The sequence below is a fragment of the Streptomyces sp. NPDC037273 genome, assembly GCF_055603625.1.
Map to the genome: position 1 here is coordinate 975,373 of NZ_JBVJVO010000001.1, position 15,698 is coordinate 991,070.

The window sequence follows — 15,698 nt, forward strand, 5'->3', positions numbered from 1 at the left end:
CGCCGCCTTCCTGCGCCCGGCGCAGGACTGACCGGGCGGCCCGCCGAGGACGCCCGACGTCCGTGACGGCTCGTCGGCACTGCCGGCGAGCCGTCACGCGCAACCGGACCTAGCTGAGCGTCCGCACCGCGGCCGCGTCGTACGGCTTCAGCTCGTCGGTGCGGCCCGCGAGGACCTTGGCGGCCCACTCGGGGTCCTGGAGGAGGGCGCGGCCGATGGCGACCATGTCGAACTCGTCGCGCTCCAGACGGTCGAGGAGCTCGTCGATGCCCTGGACGGGGGCGCCCTGGCCGGCGAAGGCGTGGATGAAGTCGCCGTCGAGGCCGACGGAGCCGACGGTGATGGTGGGACGGCCGGTGAGCTTCTTGGTCCAGCTGGCGAGGTTGAGGTCGGAGCCGTCGAACTCGGGTATCCAGTGGCGGCGGGTGGAGGCGTGGAAGGCGTCGACGCCGGCGGCGGCGAGCGGGGCGAGGATGGCCTCCAGCTCCTGCGGGGTCTCGGCGAGCCGGGCGTCGTAGGCGTCCTGCTTCCACTGCGAGTAGCGGAAGATCACCGGGAACTCGGGGGAGACGGCGGAGCGGACCGCGGCCACGACCTCGGCGGCGAACTTCGTGCGGGCCACGGGGTCGCCGCCGTAGGCGTCGGTACGACGGTTGGTGCCCGCCCACAGGAACTGGTCGAGCAGGTAACCGTGGGCGCCGTGCAGTTCGACGCCGTCGAAGCCGATGCGCTCGGCGGCCGCGGCGGCCTCGGCGAAGGCGCCGATGACGTCGTCGAGGTCGCTCTGGGTCATCGCCTTGCCCGTGCCCTCGGTGCCGTCGGTGCGGATGCCGGAGGGACCCATGGCCGGGGCGTCGGGGTAGGGGGCCTGGCCCTGCTCGCGGACCATGCCGATGTGCCACAGCTGCGGCACGATCTTGCCGCCCGCCTCGTGCACGGCCTCGGCGACCTTCGCCCAGCCCGCCAGCTGCTCCTCGCCGTGGAACCGCGGCACGCGGTCGCTCTGCCCGGCCGAGTCGTGACCGACGTACGTGCCCTCGGTCACGATCAGGCCCACGCCCGCGGCGGCGCGGCGGGCGTAGTACGAGCGCACGTCCTCGCCGGGGACGCCGCCGGGCGAGAACATGCGCGTCATCGGCGCCATCGCGATGCGGTTCGGAACGGTCAGGCCGTTCAGGGCCACGGGCCGGGACAGGATCTCGGCCGCGCGGGAGGCGGGGGACGCGGTGACGCTCACGGAGACGCTCCTCATGGCTACTACTTGACAAGCTCGATGCTTGAGAACTTCATGCAACGAGTCGACGGTAGATGCCAATACTTGAGGTAGTCAAGCATCGCCGGATAGAGTGGTCCCCATGACAGAAGCTCCCCGCGTCGACACCGCCCAGCTCATGGAGCTCCTCTCCGTGTCGCTCGGCGCCTACTACGGCGACTTCACCGTCGCCGCGGCGAGCGAGAACCTCACGGCCAGCCAAGGCAAAGCCCTCACCGTGCTCCGCCGCGGCCCCGCCGCGATGCGCGCCCTCGCCGACACGATGACCTGCGACGCCTCCAACATGACCGGCATCATCGACCGCCTCGAGAAGCGCGGCCTCGTCCGCCGCGAGCCCGACCCCTCCGACCGCCGCGTCAAGACCGTCGTCCTCACCACCGAGGGCGAACGCGTCACCGACACCATCCGCGCCAAGATGCGCACCACCCAAGCCGGCCTCGACCGCCTCGACGCCCAGGACCGCGACCACCTCCACGCCCTCCTGACGCGCGTCTTCGCCCCCGAGCCCACCGTCTGACCGCCTGACTGCCTGACCGCCTGACCGCCTGACCGAGGTCAGCGGACGAAGACCGGTTTGAGGTACTTCTCCGGCAGGGCCTCCGGCAGCTGCTCCCAGTCCAGGACATGGGAGACGACGCGGCCGGGATCGACCGTCCCGGAGGCGGCCAGGTCGAGCGCGTCGGGGATGTGCGCACGGACGTTGTCGCGCGCGACGCGCAGGGTCACGCCGGTGAGGTACATGTCGAGCAGGGGCAGCTCGCCGGGACGGAAGTGGTTGCCGGCCGACTCGCAGACCCCCTCGGGTGCGAGTGACCTGACCGCGACCCCGAGCTGGTCGACGCGGCCCGTCGCCTCGACCGCTATGTCGAACCCGTGCCGGACCGGTTCCAGCACCTCGGCGGTACGCGCTCCGAAGCCCTCGGCGAGCTTGCGGTGCTCCGCGTCCGGGTCCACGTACAGGACATCCGACGCCCCGAGCGCCCTGGCGATGTCGCAGACGTACAGGCCGATGCTCCCGCGCGCGACGACCAGGACCCGCGCGCCGGGCCGAGCCCTCAGATGGGGCGCGACCAGCCGCGCCAGGACAGCGACCAGTTGTCGCTCGCCGAAGCCATGGCCACCGGATCGAGACCGGCGGGCAGCGGTACGAGCATGGCGTCCGCGTACGGAATGCGGACCAGGTCCGAGAAGAGACCGCCCCAACTGCCGCCGATGGGCGCGCCGTACATCGCCATGTGGGGGACCGCGGCGCAGTGCGCGGTGAGACCGCGGCGACACTGGCCGCAGGTCCCGCAGCTGATCGACCAGGGCACGACGACGAGGTCGCCGGGACGGACGGTGCTCACCGCGTCGCCGACGTCGGTGACACGGGCGACGCACTCATGGCCGAGCGCGAACTGCGGCTCGATGAAACCGTGCCCCGCGAGGATCGCCGAGTCCACATCACACGAGGTCGCGGCGGCGGGCGCGACGATCGCCTCGCCCGCCGACCTGACCCGGGGGTCCGGCGCCTCCCGCCACTCGACCGCACGGCGGGCCACGTAGATCAGCTCACGCACCGGCCTGCTCCTTGCCCTGCTCACTGACTTCCTCGCCGCCTCCCACGCCGCCGTGCGTCGCCAGTGCGACCAGGTCGGCGTAGCGGTGTCGTGGGCCCCTTCCCAGCGGAGCAGGACGGTCCGGTACACGGGCGACTGGGTCGCCCGCAGCCTGCGCAAAGAGCTCGAAGCGGGCCCGGCCGCCGGCCTCCTGGCCTTCCTCGACCTCTGGCGCAAGATCGTCGTCGACAGCGACTTCCACGCCGGCTGCCCCGTCCTGGCCGTGGCCATCGAAAAACCCCAGGACGACGACATCCCGCCCGCCCTGACCGCCGCCGCCGAGGTCTTCGAACAGTGGGAGACCCTGCTGGCCGACTCACTCCGCGCCCACGGCGCCGACGCCGAGCAAGCCGCCGAACTCGCCACCCTCATCGTCGCCGCCGTCGAAGGCACCGTCGTCATGTGCCGCGCCCAGCACAGCACCCAACCCCTCGACCGCACCACCCGACAACTCCAGGCCCTCATCGCCGCCGCCACCACGAAGTGACCCGCGCCCGGCCGTCCGTACGCCCTCTCGGGACTTACACAGCCACAGCGCATCATCGGTCTGCTCGTGGCCAAGCACGGACGAGCGAAGCGTTGTGAAGATGATCTCGGCTAGGGCCTGTCCGATGGGTCGTATGAGCTGATCAGCAGCGTGGCCTACTGTTCGCTGAACGAAGGGGGCCGCATGGCACGCGATACAGCTGAAGCAGAGGCGGGGATGAACGGGATCAGATTTCCTGCCTGGCACGGAAAGCACTACGTGACGCTGGCTGAGCTACTGGTTCGCCTCGGCAGCTTCGGCCTGGACCTGACCTGGCGCGTCGAGTTCGACGAGATCGTCGACCCTCGCTGTGTCGAGATGGAGAGACGGTCCGCCGACGCCGGCATGGACACGTTGACCTTGTTGTCCTTGACGACCCCCTTCCTCCAGTTGATCGACGCCGAAGCACGTGGGTTCGCGGAGGACCAGCTGGTGCTCGTCCTGACCGAATTCGATAGTTCCTCCTGGGACGTCAGGGCTGTCGACGAGCGCGTACTCAGCGAACTGCGCCACCACTATCCGGGTGCCGAGGACCTCTGAACGGGGCTCTTCACTCCCGGCGCAGCCATAGGCGGATCGCGGCCACGGTGACCGTTCCGTGAAAGACGTACGCGCGCTTGTCGAAGCGCGTGGCGACGGCTCGGAAGTTCTTGAGCCGGTTGATGGTCCGCTCGACTTCGTTGCGGCGGCGGTTGGCCCTCTGGTCTCTCGGCTCGGGGATCGTGTGCTTGATCTGGCGTCTGCGCAGGTGACGCCGATTGCGGCGTGACGAGTACGCCTTATCGCCCCCGACATGGTCGGGCCGGGTGCGCGGTCGTCCACCAGTCTGCCGAGGTACGCGGATCTCTTCCAGAACGGGAATCACCTGCGGTGCGTCCCCCCACTGGTCGGGCGTGATGACGAACCCGAGCGGGCGGCACCCACCTTCCCCGGCGAGGTGGATCTTGCTTGTGAGCCCGCCTCGCGAGCGTCCCAGGGCCTCATCGGAGCGGTGACGTGCCGGGCTCCTGCGCCGACCCGGGATCTTCGGGGCACGGGTGGAGACACCAGCCGCGTGCTGATGAGCGCGGCAGGCCGTGGAATCGACGCTGACCATGCTCCAGCCGATCCGGCCCTCGGCATCGGCGTCGGCCTGGACGGCCCGCAGGATTCTCTCCCACGTGCCGTCCGCCGACCATCTTCGATGACGGTCATGAACCGTCTTCCAACTACCGAAGCAGGGAGGCAGATCACGCCAGGGGAGGCCGGTCCGCTGCCGAAACAGAATCCCGTTGATCACACGGCGGTGGCATTGCCAGCGTCGACCCCGCCCGTGATTCGTCGGCAAGTGCGGCTCCAGCCGAGCCCACTCCTCATCCGAAAGATCTCCCCGCCCCATGACCCACGGAACGAGTCCCCAGCGGGAGCGTCACACGACCCATCGGACAGGCCCTAGGCGGATCCGGAGCCCCGGCCCGGTTCAGGAGAAGGTCGGCGCCAGAGGGAGAATGGCTCAGGAGGCGGACGGCTCGATCTCCCCCGCGAAGACGATGACCTGGTCGATGAGGCTCCGCCGCAGATGGACGACGTCCGTTCCCGCCAGGCGGGGGCCTCCATCCGGCGTCGTGAAGACCCACTGGTACCGGGCCCACTCGTCCGGCATGTCCACCGCCGAACAGCGCACCATCGTGCCGGTCCCGGCGGGGTGGCGCCGGATGTCCAGCACGAACCGCTCGACCGCCTCGATCCCCTCACTGCGGCCCAACGGTCCCCAGAAGACCACGTCCGAGGTGAGGGCCTGCGAGAGCAACGCAGTCACGTAGCTGTCGTCCGAGGCGTTGAACGCGGAGATGAACGTATCGATCGCGGACCGCGCGGTCTCTTCCTGCATGCACCAGTAATACCAGTCGCCGCGCGGAACGCGCTCGTCCCGTGAGCCGTCCTCCGACCGCGGTGAACCATCCCGGTCACAGCACCGCTGCAGGGGGGGACTGGGTGTGTGCTGGTCCTTCCTGGCGGCCTGTAGGTGCAGGTGGCCCCGTTGCCGCAGCCTGCTCCTGAAACACTCGAGCCGTCCCGGGCTGCGCTCGGCAGCATCATGTACGCCTCGCCAACCGGTGTGACTGGCGCGATGTCCGAGCCGAGACCGTGGGCCGCTCCGGCGTCACGGCCTGGCGTCGGCTGTAAGGCCGGGCGTACGCCTCCACCGTTCACGAATCTCATTCTGAAACGATCAGTTAATCAGTGGCTGACGTGCGCGATCCTCCCGATAATCGTCCACGGCCGTGGACGACGGTCCTCCCGGCCGAGGACTCGCATGATGGGGTGAACGCGCTGCTGGCTGCGTACGACGAGCAGGTACGGGGACATCTTCCGGAACGGGCACCGATGGGATCCGTGATCGAGCGCGACGGTCCGGTCGTCCGGACCCACTACGGCACGCACGGCACCGTTCGGCACACCCCCCTCGGCGAGGAAACCGGCCGGGCGGAAGTCGCCGCCTTGATCCGTCGACAGCAGGACGCCTTCGCCGCCCGCCGCGAACCCGCCGAATGGCGTGCCTACGGCCACGATCCGATCCCCATGGACGAACCACTGCGCGCCGCGGGCTTCGAGGCTGTCGGCCCGACCCGAACGCTCCTCATCGCCGAGCTGGACGGGCTGGACGAGCTGGAGGAGCTCGCCGAGGCCACTGGTATCACCGAGGCCAACGAGGCCGAAGCTCCGAGAGGCACGGCACCGGCACCGGGCCTGCGCGTGCGCGGGCTCGACTACGGCTACCACCGCACGCGGGAGCTCGACCGTCTAGTCGCCGCCGGCGAGCCGCAGCCCCGCAGCCTCGCGGACGTCCGCGAGGACCACGGGAACCTACTGAACTGGGCACTGAACGTCCTGTTGCTGGAAGGGGAGACCCGACTCGCCGGAGCCGGCTGGGCGGAGGCGGTGGGGGCCACGGAGTTCGTCGCGGTCCGGGGCCTGACCGGCCCGCACATGGAGTTCCTCCCGCACTGGCTGCGCTGGGCCCGCAACGGTCGCGCCCTCCACATGGGCACGGGCAAGCCGCCGGAGCGCCGCTACCTCACCGCCGAGGCACCGGAGGGCCCGATCCTGGACGGCCTCCTCGCCGTCGGGTTCCGCGCCGTATCGAGCGTGCGCACCTACCGCTGGACCCCGCCCGGCCCGCCACCCGCCGCGCAGCGCCCGGTCTCCATGCTGCTCGACGACCCGGATCACGACGCCCTGTGCGACGCGTTCGAGGCGGACTTCGCCTTCAAGCCCAGCACCACCCAGTACCCGTCCATCGAAGAGCCGTCCGACTCGGTCACCTGGCACGTCGGGGACGTCACCGACACGCGCCAGACGTACGGACTGATGCGCAACCTCCCCGACGACCACCGGGTAGCGCGCCTCCAGGCCATCATCGAACGTGGACTGCGCGCCTGCCTCCGACCCGGCGAGCAGCTCTACTCGGTCAGCTGGTGGCACCAGGGCTACCGCTTCGACCCTACCCGCGTCGGCGGCCCCGGCCAACCGGCCTGGCCCGGCCCGGCGTGCTGGGAAGGCGAGTACTACAAGCTCCTCACCCGCGACCTGCGCCTCGGCACCTTCTGGCACCCCTGGGAGGAATCCCTCTGCGTCTTCGGCACCGACCTCCTCGCCGAGGTCGAGGACGAGCTCACCGCCACCCTCGGCACGGTGATGCGCCGCGGCGGCCGGAATGTGGGGAACGTCTGGACGTTCGAATCGCAGCCCGGCCCAGATGGCAAGTAGGCGCGTGACCCCTAGATTTCAACCAGCTTCTCCAGCCGGAGCGGCGAGGCCGCATCTGATCCCTCGCCTCACTACGCGAGGCGGGGGACAGGCCGATGGTGCCCGTTCGGGCACCGTTCAGCGGCCCCGGGGATGACGCTGTCGCACTCCATACAGCTCCACTGGGCCGCCGGCACCGCCAAGGCCTCCTGGAGAACAGCGAGGGCGTCCGGTGCGGCATCGCGGAGGTGCGATGCCGCACGAGCGCGGACGAGGAGGTCGGGGTCCGTGAGGAGGTCCCGGGCTTCCACGTGCCGTCCCGCCTTGGCCAGCCGCATGGCTCGCATGCTCGTCGCTCCGGCTCTGACGATGGCATCGGTCTCCGGCAGGGCGAGGTCAGGCCGGCGGTAGGTGACGAGGGCGGCGGTGTTGAGGCGGGCGAGCGGTTCCAGACCGGGCAAGGCGTGGAGGAGTTGAGTGGGGAGGTCTTGTGGCCAGGTGCGCGCGTTGCCGGCGAGTTTCAGCGCGAGTCCGGTGAGCCAGTCGTTGCCGGCGGCGAGAGTCGAGAGGGTGAGCTGGGTGTCGACGGTGTCGTGTGCGAGGGTGAGCGACGGAGTGCGGGAGGCGTCCTCGTACAGGAGACTCCAGCTCGGACGCTCGGGGGACTCATCGCGAAGGCTGCGGAGTTGGGCTGTGAGCAGGGGGCGATCGACGCCGTCGGCTTCCGCGGCACGCCGGAGGATGGCGCGGGTCAGCTCGGCGTGAGGGCCCACGGCGTTGACGAGGCTGGCGGCGGACTGACCTCTCATACCGACGGCCCTGACGAACGCCGCCGCCTCGTCCAGGTGCCAGCGCTGTGCCGGGGTCAAGTGCACAGGGGGTGCGTCGAGCTGTGAGAGGTCGTCGAACACGCTCGTCAGGGACTTCGCCATCTGGAGGAGTTGAGCCCAGGACTCTCGAGGGATTCCTGCGGCCCAGCCGGCGAAGGGTCCGGAGTGACCGAGTCTCGCCAGCTCGTTCTCGACCCACTCATAGGTATCGAGAGTGGTGAGTCGAAGGGTCTCCTTCACGTGAGGCAGGACGCGAGGCCGCAGGGGAAGCAGGTGCTCCACGGCGAAGCGGACGAGTGGGTCCGCGCCCTCGATCGACTCGTCCAGGCCGCCCTGGGTGCTCGCTGCGGCGGTGAGACCTGCTTCGATGAGGTCGAGCTCGTCCGCGGTGGGCGCTCCGGAGCGCTGGGCCACCTGCCGTTGCGTGCACAGTGAGGTGATCACGGCATGCTGCTTGGCGCTCAAACCGGCGGAAGCCTCGATGAGCCGTCGTGTTTGGTCGGGGTCGAGGTCCTCCTCCGCCATCCTGGCTGCCAGTTCTGCGCGCGGCGAGCGGCCGGCGGTGAGGTCGATGAGCACGTCGGGTGAGGCCGGGTAGCTGTCGGGGACGTGGGGAAGGCGAGCCAGTTGGGCGTCGCGGTAGCGGCGCAGGGCGTCGGCGTCGAAGGAGGTGCCGTCGCTGAGGGCGGAGTGGACCAGGTCGAGGAGGGCTTCGTCTCCGTCGATCGCGCCTTCGATGAGGCACTCGGCCGCCCGTGGGGACAGGCTCGCCGCGAGGCGGGCGGTCTCCCGGCGTTCGGGGGCCGCGAGGGCGGAGCGCATCCAGGTGGGGATGGACAGGGGGTCGCGTACGGCCCAGCGGGCGTCGCCGATTTCGGCGAAGAGGCGGGTGCGGGCGGTGAGTACGCCCTGAGGGGTGTCCGTGATGAAGACGCCTGCGGTCGCGTCCCAGTATTCGAGGGTGTGGCGGGCGATGGCGGTTGCGACGCCTGGGGGTTTGCCCCAGTGGTCGCGGAGGCGGGTGGTGACCGCTTGGTGGGCGTCGTGCCAGGTGGCGGTGTCGGAGGCGGCGACGGTGTGGGCGATGTCGTCGAAGCAGTCGATGAGGATCTCGGCGGTGAGGCGGGCGTCCGTGTCCGGCATGGTCGGTGCGGAGCGGCGGCGCATCTCCCATCGGCGGACGCTGCTGTCGATCACCTCGGTGAGGAGCTGGGCCCTGCTGCCGGGCAGGGCGGCCGCGGGGCGTTCGGCGATGAGGAGGACCATCAGGGTCGCCAGCAGCGGCACGCGCCACAGGTCTCTGTCGGCGCGGCGCGAGTGCTTGACGCGGCGGCGGCGGTCGGCGAGCCATTCCGCTGTGTCCGGGACGCTCGTGAAACGTTCTGCGAGGGTCTCCAGGAGGTGGTCGAGAGTGGGTTCGAGGTCCTCCGGGGGCCGGAGTTCGTAGACGGGAAGACGCAGGCGCGCGGCAGCGTCGGCGGAAGAGTGGCGCGAGGTGACGATGACGTCCAGGTCGGCGGGAAGCCGGTCGAGAAGGTGGGCCACGGCTTCGACCACGGCGTCCTGTTGGTCGTGTACCTCGTCGAGGGCATCCAGGAGCAGCATGGCGTTGCCGTCCAGCAGACGTGCGAGCAGCGCATCGCTGAGGAGTGGCTGTGCCGTGCCGACCGCTGCTTCGAGGAGGTCGGTGGGCGCAAGGCGGTACGGGCCCGCCGAGGGCAGCAGCGGTACGAGTTTGCGCAGCGGGAGCCATACGGGGACGGGGGCGAGGGCGTGTCCCGCCCAGTGGGCGGCGAGGAGGCGTGACGCCACGGTCTTGCCCGCACCGGGCGGGCCGACGAGGAAGAGGCGGCCCTGCCGGCGGGCGACGTCGACCAGCCTGTCGCGACCTCGTTCCTGAGCCGGCCGCGTGACCCGCAGGTCCTGCGCCGCACCCGGGACGGTCATCGACGTGAGGCCCTGGCCGAGGTCGGCGAGCGGGAGGACGTCCTGCTCGGTCGCCCATTTCTCCCGGTACTCCGCCAGCGCGCGGTCCACGGCCTCCAGCCGCCCCGCCAGCGTGCCTTCATCCGCGAGCAAGGGCAGCCGCGCGTCGACGAGCCAGCTCCGCCACGCCGGCGGGCCGGTGGCGGTGCGTTGTTCGGCCTGAACCCGGGCCGCGGCCTTCATCGCGCGGAAGGCCGCCAGGCCGTGACCGGCCGAGACGATGGCCGCGTTGAGGCAGGCGGCGCCCAGGGCCTCGTCGGGACCGTCGTCGCGGGCGTCCAGGGCCCGTACCCGCGCGGCGGCCAGGAGCCGTTCCGTGTGCGCGTGGTCCAGGCCGGAGTCGCTGGCGAGTGTACGCAGCCGGTTCAGGTGCTTCTGGGAGGGGGCCGTCGGGGACGCGCCGCTCTGGTGAAGGCTGAGAGCCTCGGCCATGCCGTCCAGCCAGGGCCGGTTCTTGGCGACGATGAAGAGGAGCTCGTCGCCAGGACGGCATTCGCCGGACGCGACGGCCCGACACCACTGGTCGACCGTGTCCTTGAACGCCGTGCCCTCGGCCGTCAGCTTGGCCTGGACGAAGACCTTCGTGCCGTCGGAGAGGTCGAGGACCACGTCGTCGACGTGGAGGTCGGCCTCCATACGGAGGAGCACGGGAGTCGCCGGCGACCGGAGCCAGGGCACCGGCTCCCCGAGCAGGCCACAGACGGCGGCCAGCGCCGCGATTCCGGCCCGGTGGTTGGCGCCGGCTTCGTTGCTCGCACCACCGAGGGCACCTCGTCTGGCCGTCGACACACACCGCTCCTCTCAGGATTCCGGGGTCTCCTGAGGAGCCGCTCCTTCTGGTGCTCAATCGTATGACCAGGTACCGACACGAGGGGCGGACCTCACGTCGGGGTGCCTCACTGCACGAGACAGCCCGCGTCGCGGCGATCGGCAAGGCGGTGCTCCCGAGACTCGGTCCGCTACACGATTCCCGCCCGCCGCGCGTGCAGTTCGGAGCGCACGAGTTCCAGCAGGCGACCGGTCCAATTGCGCCCCTGGCCGGCGTTGTCGCCCCAGAAGCCGGAGTCGACGTCGTCGTAGACGAGGGTGGCATCGCCTGTGTCCCGCAGGATCTCGGCCAGGTCGTCGTGCTGCGTGTACTTGGCGCGCAGGAGTGCGGTCATGACGGCCGTACGCCCCTGCTCCCAGCCCTCACGGCGAGCCGCCTCGGCGGCCAGCTCGCGTGCGCCGTACGGGGTATCGGCTGCGGCGACGGCGGCTCGCACGGTGGAATCGGCGACGGACAGCGCCCAATAGGCGTGGGCGACCGTCGAGTAGGTGACGCCGTCGACGTCGATGGGTGCGGGGTAGTCGTTGCGCAGGGCCGCAGTGCCCGGGTCGTCGACTCGCTCCCTGGGGAACGAGTGGCTCAGGTGGATCGCCGGCGCGTACGGCGTCGCCGGCCCGTCCGCGGGAACCCGCTTCGAACGTGCGGCGATCAGCCGGCCCCTCTCCTCGAAGTAGGCGACAGCGCTGGCGTAACCCTTCTCGGAGAGGGGCTCGTCGGACCACGACCCCTCCGGCACGACGCCCGGACCGAACACCAAGGCCTTGAGCGGCCAGTCCTTGCTGTCCATGTCACCCAGCGCATAGCGGCGCTGCGACTCCGGGATGGCGAGATACGCGGCACGCGCGGCAGCCCGGTTTTCCTCGGTCCGGTCGGCGAGGAAGACCTCGACGGCGGCCAGACACCGCGCGGTCGAATCGGGCCGACCGTTCAGCTGATCCACGGAGTCCCGGACCTCGGCGAGCAGCAACTCCGGAGTAAGCCACGTCTCCGGCTCGCCGAACGTCCACATGGCCAAGTCGTGAGCCGATGCCTCGGCGCCTTCCGGGAGTTCGGTGGCCACCCAACCGGACTCCAACTTCCGCTCGAACTCGTCGAGGGTGACCAGACCCCAGCAGTCGACGAGCCCGTCGGCATAGATGAACAGGTCCGTGAGGAAGTAACTCCCACCGTTGCGGATGAACGCGTGACGCCAAGTCCCGGGTATGCGGATGCCGTCCGCCTTGCGGTAAGTGATCCGGTTGCCGATCATGCTGGCATTGTGCCTGGCCCGGCCCCACTCGCCACTGTCCTTTCTTCGGGGACGCCCTGCTGCGGGTGCGACCTGACGGAGTCCATTGGAAGACCGGCCCGTTGGTGGAGTACGCGAAGGGCCGTCCCTTCGCCTGGGTGGACGACGAGCAGGGCGGGCTGGACGAGGCGTACGTCGCCGCCCGTCACCGCGCGCCGGGGCTCCTCCATCACGTCAACCCGAGGGTGGGGCTGGTGGAGAGGGACTTCGACGTACTGGCTCGATTCGGAAGGTCGTTGACGCGGTAGCCGCTGCGGATTCCGGGCCTTCGTGTGGAGCTCGCACCGCTCAGCTGACGGAATGTCATCGACGGCTCAGGCGGATCGCCCTGCCACCCGGCGAAGTTGAGACGCGTGCGTCGCGCGACGGATTCCGTGGTGAACGTCACTTCGGGTAGATGGCTGTTTGGTGATCTATGTGTGGTTTTTGCGAAGACTTCTCCCCTGGTTGGCCGGAACTTGACCGGGCTACGCTCCGGTTCGTAACTGCTTTCACAGCCCGTACACAGGTGGCTCGTGGAGAGCTGCCGGGGGGAAGGACAGCGCGTGACTGCGCAATTCAAGGGGGGACGGTGGCTGGGCGTACTGCTCGGCTCCGCGCTACTGATGGGGATGGCGGCGCCGGTGGGGGCCGCGGAGGAACCGGAAACGTCGAGTTCCGGCCTGAATGCGGTGACGCAGGAGGCCGTCGAGGAGGCGAAGGAGACCGGGCGGCCGGTTGAGGACGTGTCGCAGCGGGGGGTTGCGGAGAGGGTCTTCGCCGAGCCGAAGGGCGGGTTCACGGCCGAGCTCTCGGCGGCGCCGCGCTGGGTGCCGCAGGAGGACGGGAGTTGGAAGGACCTCGACACGACGCTCGAGGTCAAGCCGGACGGGTCGGTCGGTCCGCGTGCGACGCTCATCGACGTGGAGTTCTCGGGCGGCGGAAACGACCCGCTGGTCGAGGTCGCGGACGCGGGCCGCAGCGCGGCTCTGAAGTGGCCCGAGCGGCTGCCGACCCCGGTGCTCGTCGGTGACGTCGCCGAGTACCGGTCGGTCATTCCCGGTGTCGACCTCCAGATGAAGGCCACCCCCGAGGGCTTTCAGCAGGTGCTGGTCGTACGGAACGAGGAGGCCGCGGCCGACCCCGCACTGGCGGGGATCCGCCTGGAGCAGAGCAACGACGGCCTGAAGATCGGCGAGAACGCCGAGGGCGGGCTGCTCGTCAGCGACGGCACGACCGGTGAAGTGCTGTTCTCCGGAGCGACCCCGCTCATGTGGGACTCCGGCAGCGAGGCGGCGGCCCGTACGGCCCCGGCGGGCGATCCGAAGGACGCCCTCAAGGAGGACCCGGCCGTCGCGCCGATGCCCGGTGACGAACACGCCGTGGTCGGGATGACCGTCGACGACGAAGCGGTCACGCTCACGCCGGACCCGGAGCTCCTCGCCGGCGCCGACGCGTCCAGCTTCCCGCTGTACATCGACCCGCCGCTGAGCGTGGAGAAGCCCACCGCTCCCGGCAAGCGCTCGTTCTACACCTGGGCGAACAGCGGTTCTCCGAGCACCGAGTACGCCGACTTCGACGACGACAAGGGAATCGGCCGCTGCACCAGCGCCGGCTGCGGCTCCGCGTACGTCGGCCGGATGTACTTCGAGTTCAACCTCGACGGCTGGGAGAACCGGAAGATCTACGACGCCACCTTCAGCGTCTACGAGACCTTCTCCTACTCGTGCAGCCCCAGCTGGGTGAACCTGCACCGCGTCGACGAGACCAAGCTCTCCACCGGCACCAACTGGGGCAACAAGCCGGCCGACGGCGACCTCATGGGCGACCGCCACGTCGCCTACGGCAACGAGGACTTCGGCTGCGAGAACGGCACCGTCAACTTCAACGACAACCCGGAGGAGACGAACGAGAACCTCACCTCCACCGTGCGCTCGAAGGCCGGCGCGGGCACCTCGGTCGCCTTCTCGCTGCGCGCGGCGGACGAGGACGCGGCGAGCGGCTGGAAGCGCTTCAAGGGCGACACCGGCACGCTCCGCATCTACTACAACACCCTCCCGGCCAAGCCCTCCGGCGAGAAGACGACCAGCCCGACCACCGCGTGCGTCACCGGCGCGAGCCGTCCGTGGCTGAACCAGACCGACACCACCCCCGTGCTCACCGTCTCGGCCAGCGACGCGGACCCGCACAACATCAGGGTCCTCTTCCGCGCCTGGGACCTGCTCCCGAACGCCGCCGACGTCCAGGTGTACGGGGACCTGTGGACCGGCTACGAACCGGACGGCTCCTTCGAGAAGGCGATCCCGGCCGGCCAGCTCAAGCACGGGCACACCTACAGCTGGCACGCCCAGGCGACGGATGGCATCGACGCCGGAACGTGGTCCGACTGGTGCGAGTTCTCCGTCGACACCGAGGACCCGGACAAGCCCGCCGTGAGCCTGCCGCCGCTGGCGGACATCAAGGCCGGCGAGTCCATGCCCTTCACCCTCAAGGCGAACGGCAACCGCGACTCCGTCTACGGCAACGACGTCCAGTACTACCTGTGGGGCCTCAACGACTCCACCCCGTCCGCCAAGGTCGACCCGGCCACCCTCGGCGCGGACGGCACCGCGTCGGTGCCGATTCCCAAGTTCGGTCTCCACACGCTCTACTTCCAGAGCGTCGACCGCGCGGGCAACGCCAGCACCGTCGAGAAGGTCACCTTCCAGGCCGGCCGTGCCTGCGCCGACCCCGCCGCCGAATCCTGCACCGTCGGCTCCTACCGCTTCGACGAGACGACCGGCACCGTCGCCGCCGACTCCTCGGGCGTGGGCACCCTGGACAGGTCCCCGCTCACCGTGAGCGGCGGCACCTGGGTCGCGGGCGCCGACGCCTCGGTCGCCACCGACAAGGCCGTCCGCTTCGACGGAGTCGCCACCGACTACGCCACCGGACCCAGCCGCGTCGACACCAGCAAGGCCTTCACCGTCTCCGCCTGGGCCAAGGTCACCGACGTCACGGTCAACCGCGCCGTCGTCAGCCAGTCCGGCAGCGTCGGCAACGGCTTCGCCCTCTACTGGTCGACCACCAACGGCTGGACGTTCGGCCGGCACCGGCAGGACGCGGGCACCGACGCCGCCCGCGCCATCGCCGGACTCGCGCAGAGCACCCCGTACGTCAACCAGTGGGTCCACCTGGCCGGGGTCTTCGACCCCACCCGGAACACGATCACCCTGTACATCAACGGGGACCAGATCGCCACCGACCAGGTGATCCCGTCCACCGACGGCGGCACCACCTGGGACCCGACCCAGAGCTGGAACGCCACGGGAGGCTTCCAGGTCGGCCGCGGCAAGTGGGGCGGCGCGTACGCCGATCCCTTCAAGGGCGACATCGACGACGTCCGGATGTACCCGACCGTCCTCGAACGCAGCGACATCGGCCGCCTCGCGTCCCAGCGCTGACCGGTCCCCGACCCGGACCGGCCGGCCGCAGGCCGGTGGTGGGGGACATCCCCCACCACCGGCCCCACGGCCGCGCACGCCGATCACACAGACCACACCGCGCACCGGGCCCGCCGCCCGGCGCGGTGGACAAGGACGGGCCGTTCCCACGCGGGCGGCCCGTCGGGGGAGGCACGGCGTCATGCCGTCGTGCCCTGAACCGGCCCCGTGGACCGCG

The 15,698-nt window shown here is 70.4% G+C and carries 10 protein-coding genes and 2 pseudogenes; 6 read left to right on the forward strand and 6 right to left on the reverse strand.

Features of this window, described 5'->3' with window-relative positions:
- Positions 1-109: 109 nt before the first annotated feature.
- Complete coding sequence (locus ACZ7G1_RS04360) at positions 110-1,237, reverse strand: NADH:flavin oxidoreductase (RefSeq protein WP_470875345.1); 1,128 nt, start codon at positions 1,235-1,237, stop codon at positions 110-112.
- A 118-nt stretch (positions 1,238-1,355) separates the two neighbouring features.
- Here ACZ7G1_RS04360 and ACZ7G1_RS04365 point away from each other — a divergent pair, with 118 nt between their 5' ends.
- Positions 1,356-1,790, forward strand: coding sequence for a MarR family winged helix-turn-helix transcriptional regulator (locus ACZ7G1_RS04365; RefSeq protein ID WP_470875344.1), 435 nt, complete (start codon positions 1,356-1,358; stop codon positions 1,788-1,790).
- A gap of 38 nt (positions 1,791-1,828) precedes the next feature.
- Here the strand turns inward: ACZ7G1_RS04365 and ACZ7G1_RS04370 are convergent.
- A pseudogene (locus ACZ7G1_RS04370) lies at positions 1,829-2,832 on the reverse strand (zinc-dependent alcohol dehydrogenase).
- Positions 2,833-2,917: 85 nt separating this feature from the next.
- Between ACZ7G1_RS04370 and ACZ7G1_RS04375 the strand changes: the two are divergent.
- Complete coding sequence (locus ACZ7G1_RS04375) at positions 2,918-3,358, forward strand: LmrA/YxaF family transcription factor (protein WP_470875343.1); 441 nt, start codon at positions 2,918-2,920, stop codon at positions 3,356-3,358.
- A 183-nt stretch (positions 3,359-3,541) separates the two neighbouring features.
- Positions 3,542-3,937: a hypothetical protein gene (locus ACZ7G1_RS04380; RefSeq protein WP_470875342.1), complete on the forward strand. Its 396-nt coding sequence runs from the start codon at positions 3,542-3,544 to the stop codon at positions 3,935-3,937.
- Between the two features lie 10 nt (positions 3,938-3,947).
- Here ACZ7G1_RS04380 and ACZ7G1_RS04385 read toward each other — a convergent pair whose 3' ends face one another.
- Entirely contained in the window at positions 3,948-4,775 is an 828-nt protein-coding gene (locus tag ACZ7G1_RS04385) for an IS5 family transposase (protein WP_470875340.1), read from the reverse strand.
- A gap of 114 nt (positions 4,776-4,889) precedes the next feature.
- Entirely contained in the window at positions 4,890-5,267 is a 378-nt protein-coding gene (locus tag ACZ7G1_RS04390; RefSeq protein ID WP_024757633.1) for a nuclear transport factor 2 family protein, read from the reverse strand.
- A 497-nt stretch (positions 5,268-5,764) separates the two neighbouring features.
- On the opposite strand from ACZ7G1_RS04390, the gene ACZ7G1_RS04395 reads away from it, so the two are divergent.
- Positions 5,765-7,147, forward strand: coding sequence for a DUF2716 domain-containing protein (locus tag ACZ7G1_RS04395; RefSeq protein WP_470875339.1), 1,383 nt, complete (start codon positions 5,765-5,767; stop codon positions 7,145-7,147).
- A 71-nt stretch (positions 7,148-7,218) separates the two neighbouring features.
- Here the strand turns inward: ACZ7G1_RS04395 and ACZ7G1_RS04400 are convergent, their stop codons facing one another.
- Together ACZ7G1_RS04400 and ACZ7G1_RS04405 are read right to left on the reverse strand one after the other, a co-directional pair.
- Entirely contained in the window at positions 7,219-10,731 is a 3,513-nt protein-coding gene (locus ACZ7G1_RS04400) for an NACHT domain-containing protein (protein ID WP_470875338.1), read from the reverse strand.
- 170 nt (positions 10,732-10,901) lie between these two features.
- Positions 10,902-12,020, reverse strand: a complete 1,119-nt coding sequence (locus ACZ7G1_RS04405) for an NADAR family protein (protein WP_470875337.1) — start codon at positions 12,018-12,020, stop codon at positions 10,902-10,904.
- Between ACZ7G1_RS04405 and ACZ7G1_RS04410 the strand changes: the two are divergent.
- Together ACZ7G1_RS04410 and ACZ7G1_RS04415 are read left to right on the forward strand one after the other, a co-directional pair.
- A pseudogene (locus ACZ7G1_RS04410) lies at positions 12,008-12,307 on the forward strand (hypothetical protein); the annotation flags it as partial. The gene ACZ7G1_RS04405 and the pseudogene ACZ7G1_RS04410 sit on opposite strands and share 13 nt — an antisense overlap.
- 297 nt (positions 12,308-12,604) lie before the next feature.
- Positions 12,605-15,481: a LamG-like jellyroll fold domain-containing protein gene (locus tag ACZ7G1_RS04415; RefSeq protein ID WP_470875336.1), complete on the forward strand. Its 2,877-nt coding sequence runs from the start codon at positions 12,605-12,607 to the stop codon at positions 15,479-15,481.
- Positions 15,482-15,698 lie beyond the last annotated feature (217 nt).

Excerpts from the sequence above, each read along its gene's own strand:
- ACZ7G1_RS04365 (WP_470875344.1), top strand. The coding sequence starts at position 1,356 with ATGACAGAAGCTCCCCGCGTCGACACCGCCCAGCTCATGGAGCTCCTC.
- ACZ7G1_RS04385 (WP_470875340.1), bottom strand. The coding sequence starts at position 4,775 with ATGGGGCGGGGAGATCTTTCGGATGAGGAGTGGGCTCGGCTGGAGCCG.
- ACZ7G1_RS04380 (WP_470875342.1), top strand. The coding sequence starts at position 3,542 with ATGGCACGCGATACAGCTGAAGCAGAGGCGGGGATGAACGGGATCAGA.
- ACZ7G1_RS04405 (WP_470875337.1), bottom strand. The coding sequence starts at position 12,020 with ATGATCGGCAACCGGATCACTTACCGCAAGGCGGACGGCATCCGCATA.
- ACZ7G1_RS04390 (WP_024757633.1), bottom strand. The coding sequence starts at position 5,267 with ATGCAGGAAGAGACCGCGCGGTCCGCGATCGATACGTTCATCTCCGCG.
- ACZ7G1_RS04395 (WP_470875339.1), top strand. The coding sequence starts at position 5,765 with ATGGGATCCGTGATCGAGCGCGACGGTCCGGTCGTCCGGACCCACTAC.